14 protein-coding genes are annotated in these 15,101 nt (G+C 72.2%); 6 read left to right on the top strand and 8 right to left on the bottom strand.

The window, feature by feature from the left end; translation table 11 throughout:
* Window positions 1-164 precede the first annotated feature (164 nt).
* Window positions 165-4,103 (bottom strand): ABC transporter ATP-binding protein, encoded by a 3,939-nt coding sequence (locus tag AB0E24_RS29575; protein ID WP_435865335.1) that lies wholly within the window; start codon window positions 4,101-4,103, stop codon window positions 165-167.
* 189 nt (window positions 4,104-4,292) lie between these two features.
* On the opposite strand from AB0E24_RS29575, the gene AB0E24_RS29570 reads away from it, so the two are divergent.
* On the top strand, window positions 4,293-5,285 hold the full coding sequence (locus AB0E24_RS29570) for a helix-turn-helix domain-containing protein (protein ID WP_069864027.1): 993 nt from the start codon (window positions 4,293-4,295) through the stop codon (window positions 5,283-5,285).
* 189 nt (window positions 5,286-5,474) lie between these two features.
* Here AB0E24_RS29570 and AB0E24_RS29565 read toward each other — a convergent pair whose 3' ends face one another.
* The 4 genes from AB0E24_RS29565 to AB0E24_RS29550 are packed head-to-tail and all read right to left on the bottom strand — an operon-like array spanning window position 5,475 to window position 9,696.
* Complete coding sequence (locus AB0E24_RS29565) at window positions 5,475-6,152, bottom strand: response regulator (protein ID WP_069864026.1); 678 nt, start codon at window positions 6,150-6,152, stop codon at window positions 5,475-5,477.
* On the bottom strand, window positions 6,149-7,471 hold the full coding sequence (locus tag AB0E24_RS29560) for a sensor histidine kinase (RefSeq protein WP_069864024.1): 1,323 nt from the start codon (window positions 7,469-7,471) through the stop codon (window positions 6,149-6,151). The genes AB0E24_RS29565 and AB0E24_RS29560 overlap by 4 nt, the downstream gene beginning before the upstream one ends.
* Window positions 7,472-7,481: 10 nt before the next feature.
* A complete protein-coding gene (locus AB0E24_RS29555; RefSeq protein WP_359381495.1) occupies window positions 7,482-8,774 on the bottom strand; it encodes an acyltransferase family protein in 1,293 nt (430 codons plus the stop codon).
* Window positions 8,767-9,696, bottom strand: coding sequence for an alpha/beta hydrolase (locus tag AB0E24_RS29550; RefSeq protein WP_359381493.1), 930 nt, complete (start codon window positions 9,694-9,696; stop codon window positions 8,767-8,769). Before AB0E24_RS29550 ends, AB0E24_RS29555 begins: the two co-directional genes overlap by 8 nt.
* Window positions 9,697-9,890: 194 nt before the next feature.
* On the opposite strand from AB0E24_RS29550, the gene AB0E24_RS29545 reads away from it, so the two are divergent.
* The gene (locus AB0E24_RS29545) at window positions 9,891-10,025 is read left to right on the top strand and encodes a hypothetical protein (RefSeq protein ID WP_359381491.1); all 135 of its coding nucleotides are present in this window, start codon (window positions 9,891-9,893) and stop codon (window positions 10,023-10,025) included.
* On the opposite strand, the gene AB0E24_RS29540 is transcribed toward AB0E24_RS29545, so the two are convergent.
* Both AB0E24_RS29540 and AB0E24_RS29535 read right to left on the bottom strand, forming a co-directional pair.
* Window positions 10,007-10,636 (bottom strand): SRPBCC family protein, encoded by a 630-nt coding sequence (locus tag AB0E24_RS29540; RefSeq protein WP_069864018.1) that lies wholly within the window; start codon window positions 10,634-10,636, stop codon window positions 10,007-10,009. The two genes, AB0E24_RS29545 and AB0E24_RS29540, sit on opposite strands and share 19 nt — an antisense overlap.
* Window positions 10,633-11,028 carry an ArsR/SmtB family transcription factor gene (locus AB0E24_RS29535; RefSeq protein ID WP_069864016.1) on the bottom strand — a complete coding sequence of 132 codons (396 nt, stop codon included), beginning with the start codon at window positions 11,026-11,028 and terminating at the stop codon, window positions 10,633-10,635. Before AB0E24_RS29535 ends, AB0E24_RS29540 begins: the two co-directional genes overlap by 4 nt.
* Before the next feature lie 88 nt (window positions 11,029-11,116).
* Here AB0E24_RS29535 and AB0E24_RS29530 point away from each other — a divergent pair, with 88 nt between their 5' ends.
* Window positions 11,117-11,731, top strand: coding sequence for a TetR/AcrR family transcriptional regulator (locus tag AB0E24_RS29530; protein WP_197710421.1), 615 nt, complete (start codon window positions 11,117-11,119; stop codon window positions 11,729-11,731).
* A gap of 35 nt (window positions 11,732-11,766) precedes the next feature.
* On the opposite strand, the gene AB0E24_RS29525 is transcribed toward AB0E24_RS29530, so the two are convergent.
* Window positions 11,767-12,066 carry an SCO5918 family protein gene (locus AB0E24_RS29525; protein WP_069864012.1) on the bottom strand — a complete coding sequence of 100 codons (300 nt, stop codon included), beginning with the start codon at window positions 12,064-12,066 and terminating at the stop codon, window positions 11,767-11,769.
* A gap of 294 nt (window positions 12,067-12,360) precedes the next feature.
* Between AB0E24_RS29525 and AB0E24_RS29520 the strand changes: the two genes are divergently transcribed.
* The 3 genes from AB0E24_RS29520 to AB0E24_RS29510 all read left to right on the top strand — a co-directional run bounded on the left by AB0E24_RS29520 (window position 12,361) and on the right by AB0E24_RS29510 (window position 14,993).
* Window positions 12,361-12,564 carry a cold-shock protein gene (locus AB0E24_RS29520; RefSeq protein WP_020871138.1) on the top strand — a complete coding sequence of 68 codons (204 nt, stop codon included), beginning with the start codon at window positions 12,361-12,363 and terminating at the stop codon, window positions 12,562-12,564.
* 97 nt (window positions 12,565-12,661) lie between these two features.
* Window positions 12,662-14,050 carry a DEAD/DEAH box helicase gene (locus AB0E24_RS29515; RefSeq protein WP_359381487.1) on the top strand — a complete coding sequence of 463 codons (1,389 nt, stop codon included), beginning with the start codon at window positions 12,662-12,664 and terminating at the stop codon, window positions 14,048-14,050.
* A gap of 133 nt (window positions 14,051-14,183) precedes the next feature.
* A complete protein-coding gene (locus tag AB0E24_RS29510) occupies window positions 14,184-14,993 on the top strand; it encodes a phosphatase (RefSeq protein ID WP_371350666.1) in 810 nt (269 codons plus the stop codon).
* Window positions 14,994-15,101: the final 108 nt, after the last annotated feature.

Below are 15,101 nucleotides of genomic sequence, written 5' to 3'. Positions count from 1 at the left end.
TTGTCCACGCGACGGCGGGCCCAGGCGCCCCGAAGGGGCACGGGGCTGTGTCGATGCGCGGCTCCGCCGCGGCTGTGTCGATATGCGGCTCCGCCGCGTGGGCGACCAGCCACGACGGCGCCGCAGACGGCCGACGGCAGGTCGGGGCACTTCCAGCCGCGCGCTCAGACGGTCGCAGGGGCCGTCTCGCCCATGAAGGTGCGCCACAGCGCGGCGTACCGGCCGTCCAGCGCCACCAGCTCCTCATGAGTGCCGTCCTCGACGACCCGGCCGTGGTCCAGGACCACCACCCGGTCCGCACGGGCGGCGGTGGTCAGCCGGTGTGCGACGACCAGTGTGGTGCGCCGTCCCGTCAGACGATCCGTGGCCTGGTTGACCAGGGCCTCGGTGGCCAGATCGAGCGCGGCCGTGGCCTCGTCGAGCAGCAGGATGTCCGGGTTCACCAGCTCGGCGCGTGCCAGCGCGATCAACTGCCGCTGCCCGGCGGAGAGATTGCGCCCGCGCTCGGAGACCTCGTGCAGATAGCCACCGTCGAGCGACGCCACCATGTCATGGGCGCCGACCGCCCGCGCGGCGGCCTCCACCTCCGCGTCGCTCGCGCCCGGCCGCCCGTAGGCGATGGCGTCGCGCACCGTCCCGGCGAAGAGATACGGCTCTTGCGGGACCACACCGAGGTGGCCGCGGTATTCGGTGAGGTCGAACTCGCGCAGATCCACACCGTCCACCCGCACCGCGCCCCCGGTCGGGTCGTAGAACCGCGCCACCAGCTTGACCAGGGTGGACTTCCCCGCCCCGGTCTCCCCGACGAAGGCCACGGTCTGCCCCGCGGGGATCGTGAGCGAGATGCCCGCGAGCGCCTCCTCGCCGTCCCCGTACCGGAACCGCACCTCGTCGAAGTCGATCTCGCCGCGCATCGCCCGCACCTCGCGCGGGGTGTCGGTGACCGGTGTGGAGGTGGGCTCGCGCAGCAGCTCCTGGATCCGGCCCAGGGACACCGTGGCCTGCTGATAGCCGTCGAAGACCTGGGAGAGCTGCTGGACCGGGGCGAAGAACAGGTCGATGTAGAGCAGATACGCCACCAGCGCGCCCGCCGTGAGCGTGCCGTCCTGGACCCGTCCGGCGCCCACGATGAGCACCAGCGCGGAGGCCACGGACGACAGCAGCTGGACGAACGGGAAGTACACCGAGATCAGCCGCTGACCGCGCACCCGCGCCTGGCGGTAGGCGTCGCTGCGCTCGGCGAACCGCTCCCGGCCGGACCGCTCGCGGCGGAACGCCTGCACGATCCGCAGCCCCGCCACGCTCTCCTGGAGGTCGGCGTTGACCACGCTCACGCGCTCACGGGCCAGTTCGTACGCCTTGACGCTGCGGCGCCGGAACACCACGGTGCCGATGATCAGCGGCGGCAGGGTCAGGAAGACCACCAGCGCGAGTTCCACATCGATGATGAGCAGCGCGACCAGGATGCCGAAAAAGGTCAGCAGGCTGACCACGGCGGTGACCAGGCCGGTCTGGAGGAATGTGGACAGCGCGTCGACATCGGTGGTCATCCGCGTCATGATCTTGCCGGTGAGCTCGCGCTCGTAGTAGTCGAGACCGAGCCGCTGGAGCTGGGCGAAGATCTTCACACGCAGTGCGTAGAGCACCCGCTCACCGGTCCGCCCGGTCATCTGGGTCTCGCCGATCTGGGCGGCCCACTGCGCGAGGACGACGAGGAGCGCGAGCCCGGACGCGGCCCACACCGCGCCCAGTGAGAGCCGCTGGACACCCTGGTCGATGCCGTGCCGGATGAGCACGGGCAGCAGCAGCCCGGCGATCGCGTCCACGGCGACGAGCAGCAGCGCCACCGCGAGCGGCCCCCCGAAACCGCGCAGCAGCCGCCGCAGCCCGTACGACTCCTCGGGGCGGGCGGCCCGCTCCTCGTCGATGTCGGGGGTGTCGGTGGCCGGCGGCAGGGCGGCGACCTTGGCGAGCAGCTCGGGTGTGGCGGGCATCCCGGACAGCGCCCCCGCGACCCCGGGCCCACCGGCCACGGCCCCCGTCCCCACCGCCGTGCCGTCCTTACGGCCGTCACCATCGGGCCGCACCCACAGCTTGGGGGTCACCCCACCGGGCCGGGGGCAGCCGTCGGCGTGCTCGGGGTCGTCCCCACCGCGCGGCCGCAGCTCCGCCGCGTGGTCGCCGCCTTCGCGCGGTTCACCGTCGAGACAGGGACAGGGCTCGACCAGCGCCGTCGCGGCGGCCTCCCCGCCGAACCCACCGGCGAGGCCCACCGCGTGCTCCGCATCGTCCCCGCCCCGGGCGGCGACGGACGCGGTGTCGTCCGTCAGCAGCCGCCGGTACACGGCGCTCCGCGCCCGCAGCTCCTTGTCGGTGCCCACGTCCACGACCCGGCCCCGCTCCATGACCGCGATGCGGTCGGCGAGGGCGAGCGTGGAGGGACGGTGGGCGATCAGCAGGGTCGTACGGCCCGCCATGACGCCCCGGAGCGCCTCGTGGATCTCGTGCTCGACGCGCGCGTCCACCGCCGAGGTGGCGTCGTCCAGGACGAGCAGCCGGGGGTCGGTGAGGATCGCGCGGGCCAGGGCCAGCCGCTGCCGCTGGCCGCCGGAGAGGGTCAGCCCCTGCTCGCCGACCTCGGTGTCATAGCCGTCCGGCAGCGCGGAGATGAAGCCGTCGGCCTGCGCGGCGCGGGCGGCGGCCCGGATCCGCTCCTCGCTCGCGTCCGGCAGCCCGTAGGCGAGGTTGGCGCGCACGGTGTCGGAGAAGAGGAAGCTGTCCTCCGGCACCAGCCCGATCGCCCCGCGCAGCGAGTCGTATGTGAGCTCCCGCACATCGTGGCCGCCGATCCGCACCGCCCCGGACGACACGTCGTAGAACCGCGGCAGCAGCATGGACAGCGTCGACTTGCCGCTTCCGGAGGCGCCCACGACGGCCAGGGTCTCGCCCGGTTCGATCCGCAGGGACACCTCGGACAGCACCGGGCGCTCGGGGTCGTAGCCGAAGCTCACCCGGTCGAATTCAACGGTCGCGGGGGCGTCCTCGGGAAGCTCCCGGGCGTCGGGGCGCTCGTCGATGACCGGCTCGGTGTCGATCAGCTCGAAGACGCGCTCGACCCCGGCCCGCGCCTGCTGCCCGATGGTCAGCAGCATGGTGAGCATCCGCACCGGGCCCACGAGCTGGGCGAGGTATGTGGAGAAGGCCACGAAGGTGCCGAGGGTGATCTGCCCCCGGGTGGCCATCCAGCCGCCGAGCGCCAGCATGGCCACCTGGCCGAGGGCGGGGACGGCCTGGAGGGCGGGGGTGTACCGGGAGTTCAGCCGTACAGTCCGCAGCCGGGCGGCGAACAGCCGGCGCCCGACCCCCCGCAGCTTGTCGGTCTCCTGCGCCTCCTGCCCGAACCCCTTGACCACCCGGACACCGGTCACGGCCCCGTCGACGACCCCCGCGACGGCGGCCGCCTGCCCCTGGGCGTACCAGGTGGCGGGGAAGAGCCGGATACGGCTGCGCGAGGCGAGGATCCACAGGGCGGGGGCGACGGCGAGGGCGACGACGGTGAGCAGCGGCGAGAGCACGGCCATCACGACGAGCGAGACCAGGAAGAGCAGGATGTTGCCGATCATCATCGGCACCATGAAGAGCACGCCCTGGATCAGCTGGAGGTCGCTGGTGGCCCGGCCGATGATCTGGCCGGTGGAGAGCTTGTCCTGCCGCCGGCCGTCGAAGCGGGCGATGGCCGCGAACATCTCGGTGCGCAGGGCGTGCTGGACGTCGAGTGCGAGCCGTCCGCCGTAGAAGCGGCGGACGTAGGTGAGGACGTACACCACGAGGGCGGCGACGATCAGCAGGGCGGCCCAGGGGGCGAGCGACCGGTCATGCTTGACGATCACATCGTCGATGATCAGCTTCGGCACCAGCGGAACGAGCGCCATGACCGCCATCCCGGCCAGCGAGGCGCCCAGGGCGAGCAGCACATCGCTGCGGTACTGCCAGCAATAGCCGAACAGCCGCCTTACCCAACCCCGCCCGGCATCCGGCCCAGCCGCATCCTTTTTGCCCGTTTCATCGGTTTCATCCGCTACGTCCGCCGCCACACCCGCCACCCGTGAACCTCCCGATCCGCACACGCTTCCGGAAGGCACCAACACACTGGCGTGCGGATTTCATCCTCCCGCAACAAATGGATCGGCCTGAAAGCGGACTGTTCAATGCCGGACCGTTCATCAAACACTTGGCAGGGCCGTCTAAGGTCGCGTCCGCCGAAGAGCGCACCGCCATACCGCGAAAGGGTGATGATCGTGACGGGGCTCCAGATCGACGACATCCCGCCCGCGGAGCGGTTCGCCGCCTGGCGCGCCCTGTGCGAGCTGGCCGCGATCCCGATGGAGCTGCGCAGCGATCATGAACACGACTTCCGCGCGACCGTACGGGGCGGCATGGGCCTCGGCGAGGTGATGCTCACCTACACCTCCGTACCGTCCCTGCGGAACGAGCGGACCGCGGCCCATATCCGCCGCTCCGACCCGGAGCTCTACCATCTGCGGCTGACCCTGCGCGGGGAGAGCGATGTGTGCCACGGGGACGGTGAGGCCACGGTCGGCGCCCGGCAGTTCATGCTCACCTCCACCTCCGTGCCGTATCAGGCGGTGTGCGAGCGCGGCAGGGTGGACGGGATGACGGTCACCCTCCGCCCCTCGCTGCTGCCGTTCCCGGTGACCGAGCTCCAGCGGCTGATCGGGCGGCGGCTGTCCGGGCGGTCCGGGATCGGGGCCATGCTCGCCGACTTCCTCACAAGGCTGGCCACCGAGTCCGACCGCTACGGCCCGGCCGACGCACCGCGCCTCGGCACCGTCGCCGTCGATCTGCTCAACGCGCTGCTGGCGCATGAGCTGGACGCCGGTGCCGAGGCGTGCGCCGAGGACCGGCTCACCCCCGAGAGCCGTCGGCGCACCTTGCGGTTACGCATCCAGGAATTCGTCCGGCAGAATCTGCACCACCCGGGGCTCAGCCCGGCGTCGATCGCCGCGGCCCATCACATCTCGCTCCGGTACCTCTACCGCCTCTTCGAGGAGCAGGGGCACACCGTCTCCGCGTGGATCCGCGCCCAGCGCCTGGAGTGCTGCCGCCGCGATCTCGCCGACCCCGCCCTGGGCGACACCCCCATTCATGTCATCGCCGCCCGCTGGGGTTTCAGCCACGCCGCGGACTTCAGCCGTGCCTTCCGCGGCGCCTATGGCGTGCCCCCACGGGACTTCCGCCGGCTGGCGCTCGCGACGAACAGGTGAGCGGGGCTCCCCCCGTAGGCGCCCCTGCTCACCCGTCACTGTTCAGCATGGGTGCCGCGGCGCCGGGATGTCGTTGGCCTCCTGTGCACAGTGTCTTGATCCTCCGTGCACGGACTTCACGCGGACCCGCACAGACCAGCGCGGACCCGCATGGACGCGCGCGGACCGCGTCGCGCATGACGGGGACGGTCAGGACGCCGACGGGCGCACCAGGCCCGTCTCGTAGGCGAAGACCGCGGCCTGGGTGCGGTCGCGCAGCCCCAGCTTGAACAGGATCCGGCTCACATGGGTCTTCACGGTCTGCTCGGCCACCACCAGCCGTGCGGCGATCTCCGCGTTCGACAGCCCCTGGGCGATCAGGGTGAGCACCTCGGTCTCGCGCTCGGTCAGATCGCCCACCCGGTCCCGGAGGGGCGCGCGCGGGGCGGCGGCGGTCACCCGGGAGAACTCGCCGATCAGCCGCTTGGTGATGTTCGGCGCCAGCAGCGCGTCCCCGGCCGCCACCACCCGTACCGCATGGGCCAGCTCATCCGCCGAGGCGTCCTTCAGCAGAAACCCGGAGGCGCCCGCGCGCAGCGCCTCGTAGACGTACTCGTCGAGGTCGAAGGTGGTGAGGACCAGGACCTTGACGGTGGCGCCGGCGGGTTCGGTGAGCCGGCGGGTGGCCTCGATGCCGCCGACTCCCGGCATCCGTATGTCCATCAGGACCACGTCCGGGGCGAGTTCGGCCACCTGGGCGATGGCGTCGGCGCCGTCCACGGCCTGGCCGACGACCTCGATGTCCGGTTCGGCGTTCAGGAGCACCGTGAAGCCCTGGCGGACCATCATCTGGTCGTCGGCGATCAGAACACGGATGGTCGTCGTCATACGGGGTCCTCGGCGGTTTCGGTCGCGGCGGTGGACGGGGCGGGGTGGTGCGTGGGCAGTACGGCGGTCACCTCGTAACCGCCGTCCGGCGTCGGGCCGGTGGTCAGCTCACCCCCTAGCATCGCAGCGCGCTCCCGCATCCCGAGCAGCCCGTGCCCGGCGCCCGGCGAGGGCGGGGCGGGCCGGTCCGGGGCGGTGTTGACGACCCGGACCGTGAGCCCGCGCCGCTGGTACCCCAGCTCCACCCGCGCCTCCGCCCCCGGCGCGTGCCGCATCACATTGCTCAGCGCCTCCTGCACGATGCGAAACGCCGACAGCTCGACGCCCGGCGGCAGCGGCCGCCGCTCCCCGGTGACATCGGTGAGGATCGTGATCCCGGTCCCGCGCACCGTGCCCACCAGTTCGTCCAGCCGGTCCAAAGTGGGCTGCGGGGCATGCCGGGCGCCGTCGGCCAGGGCGTCCTCGGAGCGCAGCACGCCCAGGACGCGGCGCAGTTCGGCCAGCGCCTCGACCGCGTTCTGGCGGATGCCCGCGAGGTTCTCCTTGAGCTCGTCGGAGGGGTTCTCGGCCAGATGCGGGGCGACCTGGGCCTGGATGGAGATCACCGACATATGGTGTGCCACCACATCGTGCAGTTCGCGGGCGATGCGGTTGCGCTCCTCCAGCAGGGTGCGCCGGGCGCGTTCCTCCGCGGTGAGCTCCTCCTGCTCGACCAGCCGGGTCCGCGCCACCCGGCGGCCCCGCAGCGCGGCGCCCACCACCACGGCGGTCGTGAAGGACACGACGATCTCGTCCACGCCGTCCGAGTGGGTACGGGTGGCGAGGGACGAAGTGAGCGCGCCCACCAGGAGGGTCAGTACCAGCGCCTCGGCGGCGATCCGCGGGCGGACCCGCAGCGCGAGGAGGAACAGGACGAAGGTGTGCAGCGCGATCTGGCCGTAGTTCCAGGGGTAGAGCAGCTGTGAGGGGAGGCGGTCTTCCACGGACAGCGCCGTCACCAGGAGCATGACGGTCGAGAGCCACCACGCGGCTATCGGGCGGGTCAGCGCCAGGAGGACGGCCCCCGCCTGGAGCACGACGAACCAGATCATGGGCACCGGGCCCTGAATCGTCCCCGGACGGGTGGGCTCCTGGAACTGCGCGAAGCTGAGCGAGCCCATGACCACCGCGAAGAGCACCGCGTGGCCATGGGGCAACCGGCCCAGCCAGCGCATCCGCGGCAGTGGGTCGCGCGCCACCGTCAACAGGTCCGCGCGCAGGATGCCCGGCACCGCGCGCAGGCCCTCCGCCAGCCGGTCCGCCATCTGCCCGCCCGTCATGGCCCTGACCTTAAACACTTCGCTTCTCCCCGTTCCGAGTCCGCTGTGCCTCACGTCCCTCACGGACGACGCCCCCGCCACCATGAACCGTCCGGTTGCCGCCGCGCACCGTCCGGTTGCCACCGATGACGCGCCCTCCGCCACGCACCGTCCGCACGCCGCCGACGACGCGCCCGCCGCCCTTCCGCGGCCGCCCGGCCTCGTACCCGTGGAACGCCGCCCAGCAGATCAGCAGCGCCCCCGCGAACGCCGGCAGCCAGAACAGCCGGGCCAGCACCCAGCCGGGGCCGTCGGGCACGGTGTGCAGTCCGGGCAGCGGTCCGGCGGAACGCAAGGTGGTCACGGTGACCGCCATCATCGCGGTCTGGTGCCACAGGAAGATCGTCATCGCGGAGAGGTTGACCAGCGCCACCACCGCCCACGCGACGGGCCGCGCCAGCACCCGGCGCAGCGGGCCGCGCAGCAGCAGGGCCGCGCCGCACTGGGCGAGACCGAAGGTGACGGCCGCCAGGGTGGGCGGGTTGAGGTTGGAGACGGAGGCGCCGGGCACCCCGACCATCGCCGCCGGATAGCCGCCGAACAGGACAAGCCCCGCGGTGACCGCCGCGCCCCCGGTCAACAGCACCCATCCGGCCGTCCGCCCGCGCAGCAGGCCCCGGCCCCAGGCGGCGCCCAGGCAGTACGGAACCAGCCAGCCCGCCGCCAGGTTGATCCAGCCGAGCCAGGCCGGGCCGCCGAGGCCGAACCTGATCAGATCGACATGGAGCACCACGGCGAGCGGCCACAGCGGATGCAGCCGCGCCACCAGCGGGGTCGCGGCCGTGAGCGCCGCGTAGACCAGCAGGAACCACAGCGGGGACAGGACGAGTTTGAGCAGCGTGTGCACGGTCAGCAGGCTCACCCCGGAGCCGAGCATCGCCCCCGCCGCCAGGGTCCACACGATGAGTACGGCGGCGACGGGCCGGAACAGCCGGACCAGCCGGGCGCGCAGCCACCGCCGGTAGCCGATGCCTTGGGCGCGGGCGCAGGCGTGGCTCTTGGCGCCCATCTGCCCGCCGACCAGGAAGAACACCGCGAGGGTCTGGAACACCCAGGAGACCGGGGAGAGTTCGGGCTGGTACCGCAGCGGGCTGGCCGCGCGCAGGGTGCCGCTGTCGGCGACGAGGGCGGTCACCAGCCAGTGGCCGAGCACCACGCCGAGGATGGCGAAGGCCCGCAGGGCGTCCACGGCGCGGTCGCGGTCGGGCGGGGTGGCGGCCTCGATCCGCCGCACGAGGTCGGGTATCCGGACCGTGTCACGCATGGCGGCCCTCCACGATCCGGCCCAGGCTCGCCAGGGCGGTGGATCCGGGCGAGAGGTAGTCGCTGTGCCCGACGTCGCCCGCGTCGAAGATCCGCGCGCCGAACTTCCGGGAGACCGGATCGGTCCCGAAGCCGATGGTCGTGCCCAGCAGCGGGATCCGCACATGCGGCACCCCGCCGATCCAGTCGTTCCCGCCCCGCCCGGCCCAGACGGTGGCGCGGGTGCGCAGCTGCCGGGCGTCGTCGAAGCCCGTACCGGGGCTGCCGTAGAGGACGATGTCCGAGGCGTTCAGCCCCCGCGCGGCGCGGGCGCAGACCACGGTGCCGTAGGAGTGGCACAGCAGCGAGATCCGGGCCCGGGGCTTGGCCGCGCCCAACTCCCGTACGAGCGCGGCCAGTCGGGGGGCAGCACCGGCGGCCCGGCCGGTGGTCAGCACCTCGGGTGCCACGGTGCCGGGCGTCTTGTAGCCGAGCCAGCCGATGACGGCGGCGCCGCCGCCGAGTCGCCGGCTCAGCGCGAGGGCCCCGTCCCGGAACCGGTCGTACGTCTCCAGGTTGGTGTCCGACCCCGGCACCAGCACGGCGATGCGCGTGGCGCGGCCCAGATCCCCGTACACCTCGACGGCCCGGCCGCCGTTCCGCCCGTCGAAGGACAGGAAGTGCCGCGAGGGCCGCCGCATCTTGCGCAGCGCCCGCGCCCGCGTACGGTCCCCGTGCCGGGCCGCCATCGTCTCGGCCGCCCGGATCCCCTCCCGGTTGGCCGAGTACCGGTGCTCAAGCCCCGCGACACTCACCAGCCCGAGCGCCACGGGCGCGGGCGCGGGCGCGGGCACCTCGGTGGGCCCTGCGGCCCCCACCAGGGGCGCCACCACCGAGGCGGTGACGAGCGCCGCGAGGAGGGCGCGGCGAAGACGGGACACCATGGGAGTTCCTTCCGTACCAACAGTTGTCTTGGGTACGGAAGGTAGGGAGCCGGCCGTGTGGTTGGCGTCCCACCGGGGAGTGCATCCGCGGGGTAGTCCCCAGGTATGACGGGTAGGGGGTCGGGCCGGTGCGGCGGTCGTGTTCCGCGCCGCGGTGGGGCCCGGGTGCACGGCCGGTACGCGGTTGACGCACCGTGCGCGCCGAACCACCGCGGCGCACCGTGCTCATGGCCGACCTCAACGGCACCCTCGACGACCGGGCGCGGTCGGCCGTCACCTCCCCGGCCGCGCTCGGCCCGGGCGGCCGACGCTACGCGTTGGGCACGTAGAACTCCGTCGTGGCCCGCACCACGGACGCCACCACGTCCGCCGGCGCCCCCGAGGCTTCGTACGCCGCGCCCCAGAGCTCGCTGCTGCGGGTCATGAACTCCCGTGCCTCGTCCGATGCCTGCCACGCCTCCGGGTCGGCGGGCGTGGCGTCCGCCAGATGCAGGGCGAGGCCGAGCAGCGCGCCGTCCCAGCCGACGCCGACCGCGCCGGGGCCGAACTGGTCCCACATCCCGGGCGGTACGACGGCAACGTGCTCCAGCTCGAACACGGTCCGCTCCTCGCCCTCGGCGGTCAGCCGGACCTCGACCTCGCTGAAGCCGGGGTTCTCGCCGAACAGCCAGCTCACGGCGAGCAGCCGCGGGGGTTCGCAGCGCAGGATCTCGCCGCCCGCGTTGCCCTCCAACTGGTAGTGGCCGCCGAGCTTCAGGTCGCCGCTCACCGGCAGGAACCAGCGGCTGATCCGCTCCTGGTCGGTGCACGCGTCCCAGACGTCCTCGATCGCGGCGTCGTAGGCGCGCCGCAGCAGAACGGTACGGGCCTCGCCCTCGGGCACCTCACGGGTGCCGACCTTACGGTGGACGTGGTTGATCTGATCGACGATCTCGCTCATGACGTGTCCGTCCCATTTTTTGGCTTTTCGGTCGGTTTTTGACTGTCGCCGCCGCGCCCCTGATCGAGCCGCCGCTGCCGCTTGCCCCGCGCCAGTTCCGTCCCCAGCGCGTCCAGCCGCTGCTCCCAGAAGCCCCGGAACCGGTCCAGCCACCGGTCGACCTCCCGCAGGGGCGCGGCCTCGACGGCGTATAGCCGCCGCGTGCCCTCGGCCCGCACGGAGGCGAATCCGGCCTCCCGCAACACCCGCAGATGCTGTGACACGGCGGGCTGCGAAATGCCGAACTCGGCCCGGATGACCGAGCTGACCTCGCCCGAGGATCGCTCCCCCTCGGCGAGCAGCTCCAATATCCGGCGCCGGACGGGGTCTCCGAGGACATCGAGTGCGTGCACGCCGGGACTATGCCAGTCGCCGCTTATATAAGTCAACGCTTAACTTGCCTGGCGCGCCCGCCATGGACGCCCCAGTACGATGTCTGCCGTGACAGGCGAGAGTAAGCGCCGGACCCAGCAGGAGCGCCGGGCCGAGACCGAGCAGCGCGTCCTCGACGCCGCCACCGCGCTGATCGCCCGCAACGGCTCCCGGTCGGTCTCACTGGCCGAGGTCGGACGCCTCGCCGGGTACAGCCGCGGCATCGTCCACCACCACTTCGGCAGCCGCGAACAGCTGCTCGGCGCCGTCGTACGGCATGCCCAGCGGTTCGATCTGCCGGCCGTCGAGGGCGGGGGCCTCGCCCGGATCACGGCGCTGGTCTCGACGTATCTGGTCAACCTGCGTGACCGGGCGCCGGCGAGCCAGGCGTTTCTGCTGCTGTGGGCCGAGTCGATGGCCTCGGATCCGGTGCTCGGCCCTCTGTTCGCGGAGCGCGACGCGTGGTTCCGCGAGCGGCTCACCGATGACATCCGGGCGGGTATCGAGGACGGAACCGTGCGCTCCGACGTCGATCCGCCCAGCGTCGCGATCTCCCTCGCCGGGCTGCTGCGCGGCATCGGGATGCAGTTGCTCTCCGCGGCGGACGACCCGCTGCTGGACCGGGTCACCGAACAGGCCGTGGACCTCGTCCACCGCTCACTCGCCGCGCCCGGCGGTCCATGAGGGATCGGGCGCCGTCCGCGCGGCCGCGGCGGGCGTCAGCTGTCCGCAGGCTTCCCCAGCAGCTCGGAGGCGGTCTCGACGGCGTCGGACGCCGTGGCCGTGGGCGCCGGATGACAGGTGAAGCCGAGGCGCTTCATGGCCCGCGTCACCTCTCCCGCCGTGAAGTCGCGGCGGTCCTGACGAGTGATCACCGCTCCCACCTGCTTGACCGGGTAGACGCGGCGGCCGATCTGGACCGAGGGGCCAGTGATCGGTTCGGGAGTGACGCCGCTCATCGCGTCCGTCACCTCACGCACGGTGAGGTCGAAGGCGTAATTGGCGATGATGCAGCGCATAGCGCCTCCGCAGGGAGAGACGGGAGTCGGAAACACCAGCGTGTCACACCTCGAAGCGGGAGGGGACAGCTCGGCGGCAAAATCGTCCACCTGATTCCCGCCGCTCCGATGCCGCACGTGATAGGATCTCCGTTAGTTGCAGTTTTGGTACTCATGGACTTATGTGCGCCTGACGGTATGTAGCCTCAGGCGCATTACTTGTTTTTGCCGGTCATTTCCGGATGGGGTCATTTCGGCGACTCGGGACGCATTCCCTGTGCGTTCCGGACCAATCCCTATCTGAAGGAGAAGGACATGGCTACTGGCACCGTGAAGTGGTTCAACGCGGAAAAGGGTTTCGGCTTCATCGAGCAGGACGGCGGCGGCGCCGACGTCTTCGCCCACTACTCGAACATCGCGACCAGCGGTTTCCGTGAGCTCCAGGAAGGCCAGAAGGTGACCTTCGACGTCACCCAGGGCCAGAAGGGCCCGCAGGCCGAGAACATCGTTCCCGCCTGATCGCAGCGCCTATCACAAGCCGGGGCCCGCACCTGAAGGGGTGCGGGCCTCGGCTCGTACTCATTTCCGCAGACCGCGCCCAGCAGAAAGCAACGCGTTGAGCCGTTCCCCCCGCTCGTATCGCAAAAAACCGGCGCCCTCCCGCGCCACCGGCAATGGCCGCCCCCGCCCCACCGGCGGAAACGAATTCGCCCTGCCGCCCGGCTCCGCCCCGGTACTGCCCGCCGTCACGTCGTTCTCCGAACTCGACATGCCGGAGGGGCTGCTCAAGGAGCTGGCCGAGCAGGGCGTCACCACGCCCTTCCCGATCCAGGCGGCCGCCCTCCCCAACGCCCTCACCGGCCGGGACGTCCTGGGGCGTGGCCGAACCGGCTCCGGCAAGACCCTGGCCTTCGGCCTCGCCCTGCTGGCCCGCACGGCCGGGCAGCGCGCCGAGCCCCGCCACCCCCTCGCCCTGGTGCTGGTCCCCACCCGGGAGCTGGCCCAGCAGGTCACCGAGGCGCTCACCCCCTACGCTCGGCGGCTGCGGCTGCGCCCGGCCACCGTGGTCGGCGGAGTGTCGATCGGCCGCCAGGCGGACGCCCTGCGCGGCGGCGCGGAGGTGGTCATCGCGACCCCCGGGCGCCTCTACGACCTGATCGAGCGCGGCGACTGCCGGCTGGACCATGTGCGCACCACCGTCCTCGACGAGGCCGACCAGATGGCCGACATGGGCTTTCTGCCCCAGGTGACCCGGCTGCTGCGGCAGGTCCCCGCCGACGGTCAGCGCTTGCTGTTCTCCGCGACCCTCGACCACAACATCGGCCTGCTGGTGCGCCAGTTCCTGCACGATCCGGCCGTGCATTCACTCGACCCGTCCGCCGGCGCCGTCACCACGATGGAGCACCATGTGCTGCACATCGCGGACACCGACAAGCGCTCCGTCGTCACCCGGGTCGCCGCCAGGGACGGCCGCGTCATCCTGTTCCTGGACACCAAGCGCGGCGTCGACCGGCTGACCAAGCATCTGCTGGCCAACGGCGTACGGGCGGCCGCGCTGCACGGCGGCAAGTCCCAGCCGCAGCGCACCCGGACCCTGGACCACTTCAAATCCGGCCATGTCACCGCGCTGGTGGCCACGAACGTCGCCGCCCGGGGCATTCATGTGGACGATCTCGACCTCGTCGTCAATGTCGACCCGCCCGCGGACCACAAGGACTATCTGCACCGTGGTGGCCGTACCGCCCGTGCGGGCGGATCCGGCAGCGTCATCACGCTGGTCGGCCCGGACCAGCGCCGGGACATGGTCCGCCTGATGGCCGACGCGGGCATCACCCCCATGACCGCCCAGGTCCACTCCACCGACCCCGAACTCACCCGTATCACCGGAGCGCAGGATCCCTCCGGTGTCCCCGTGACCATCAGCGCGCCCGTGCCGCCGCCGCAGCCACACCGTGGTGGCAGGTCCGCCCGGCGCCCCGCCAGGCGCCGTCGGCCCGGCCGTTAGGCCCGGTGCGGGTCCCGGGCGGCGGCGGTCCGGGCGGACATCCGGCATTTCTCCGGACATCCGGCATTTCGCCATGGTCGTGTCACGCCCGACCGGCGGTGGATGTCCCCATTCCCTCGTCGGAGAGGCGACAATGGTCGACATGCCGATACCCAGCTCCGTGCCCAGCCGTGCCGAACTGATCGACCACCTCATCCGTACGCGCATCGCGGGCGATGTCGCCACTCCTCGCGAGAACAACCTCTCCCACTACCGCAAGCTGGCGAACGGCGACCGCCACTACTGGCTCGGCCTGGAGCTGGGCGACCGCTGGACCGATGAACAGGACGTATTGGCGGTCATGGCGGAGCGGTGCGGTGTGGTGGACGACCCGGAGCACCGCTCGGGGCAGGACACCATCGACCCGGAGCTGACGGTCGGCGCGCTGGACCGGATGGCGGCGGTGCTGCGGAAGGCGGCGGAGACCGGCGAGCGGGTGCTGTTCGCCACCGGGCACCCGGGCGGGCTGCTGGAGGTCCACCGGGCCACGGCGGCGGCGCTGCGGGCCGCTGGATGCGAGATCGTGGAGATCCCCGCCGGGCTCGACGCGGACGAGGGCTACGTCTTCCAGTTCTGCGATGTGGCGATGCTGGAGCGGGGCGCCACCCTGTGGCACACCCACTCCCCCGCGCCCATGGCGGCGATCCTCGACGGGCTCGCCCGCGAGGGGCGGCCGCTGCCCGATCTGGTGGTCGCCGACCACGGCTGGGCGGGGTGCGCGGGCCAGCGGGGCATCGACGCGGTCGGCTACGCGGACTGCAACGACCCGGCACTCTTCCTCGGCGAGTCCGAGGGCACGCTGTCGGCGGTGGTCCCGCTGGACGACCACGTCACCAGCCCGAGGTTCTACGACCCGATGACGGCGTACCTGCTGGACGCGGCGGGGCTGACGGCCCAGTTCTGACGGCACCGGGCGGCCGTGCCGGAGGCCGGGCGACGGGCCACGGTGGCAGGCGCCGGGCGGGGGCGGGCCATCCCCGCGGACTTACGGCGGGACCGGGCCGCCATGGCG

It is taken from the genome of Streptomyces malaysiensis subsp. malaysiensis (assembly GCF_040653035.1).
Lineage (GTDB): Bacteria > Actinomycetota > Actinomycetes > Streptomycetales > Streptomycetaceae > Streptomyces > Streptomyces malaysiensis.
Note: the sequence above shows the minus strand (reverse complement) of the source record. Positions and strands in the feature narration are given on the sequence as shown.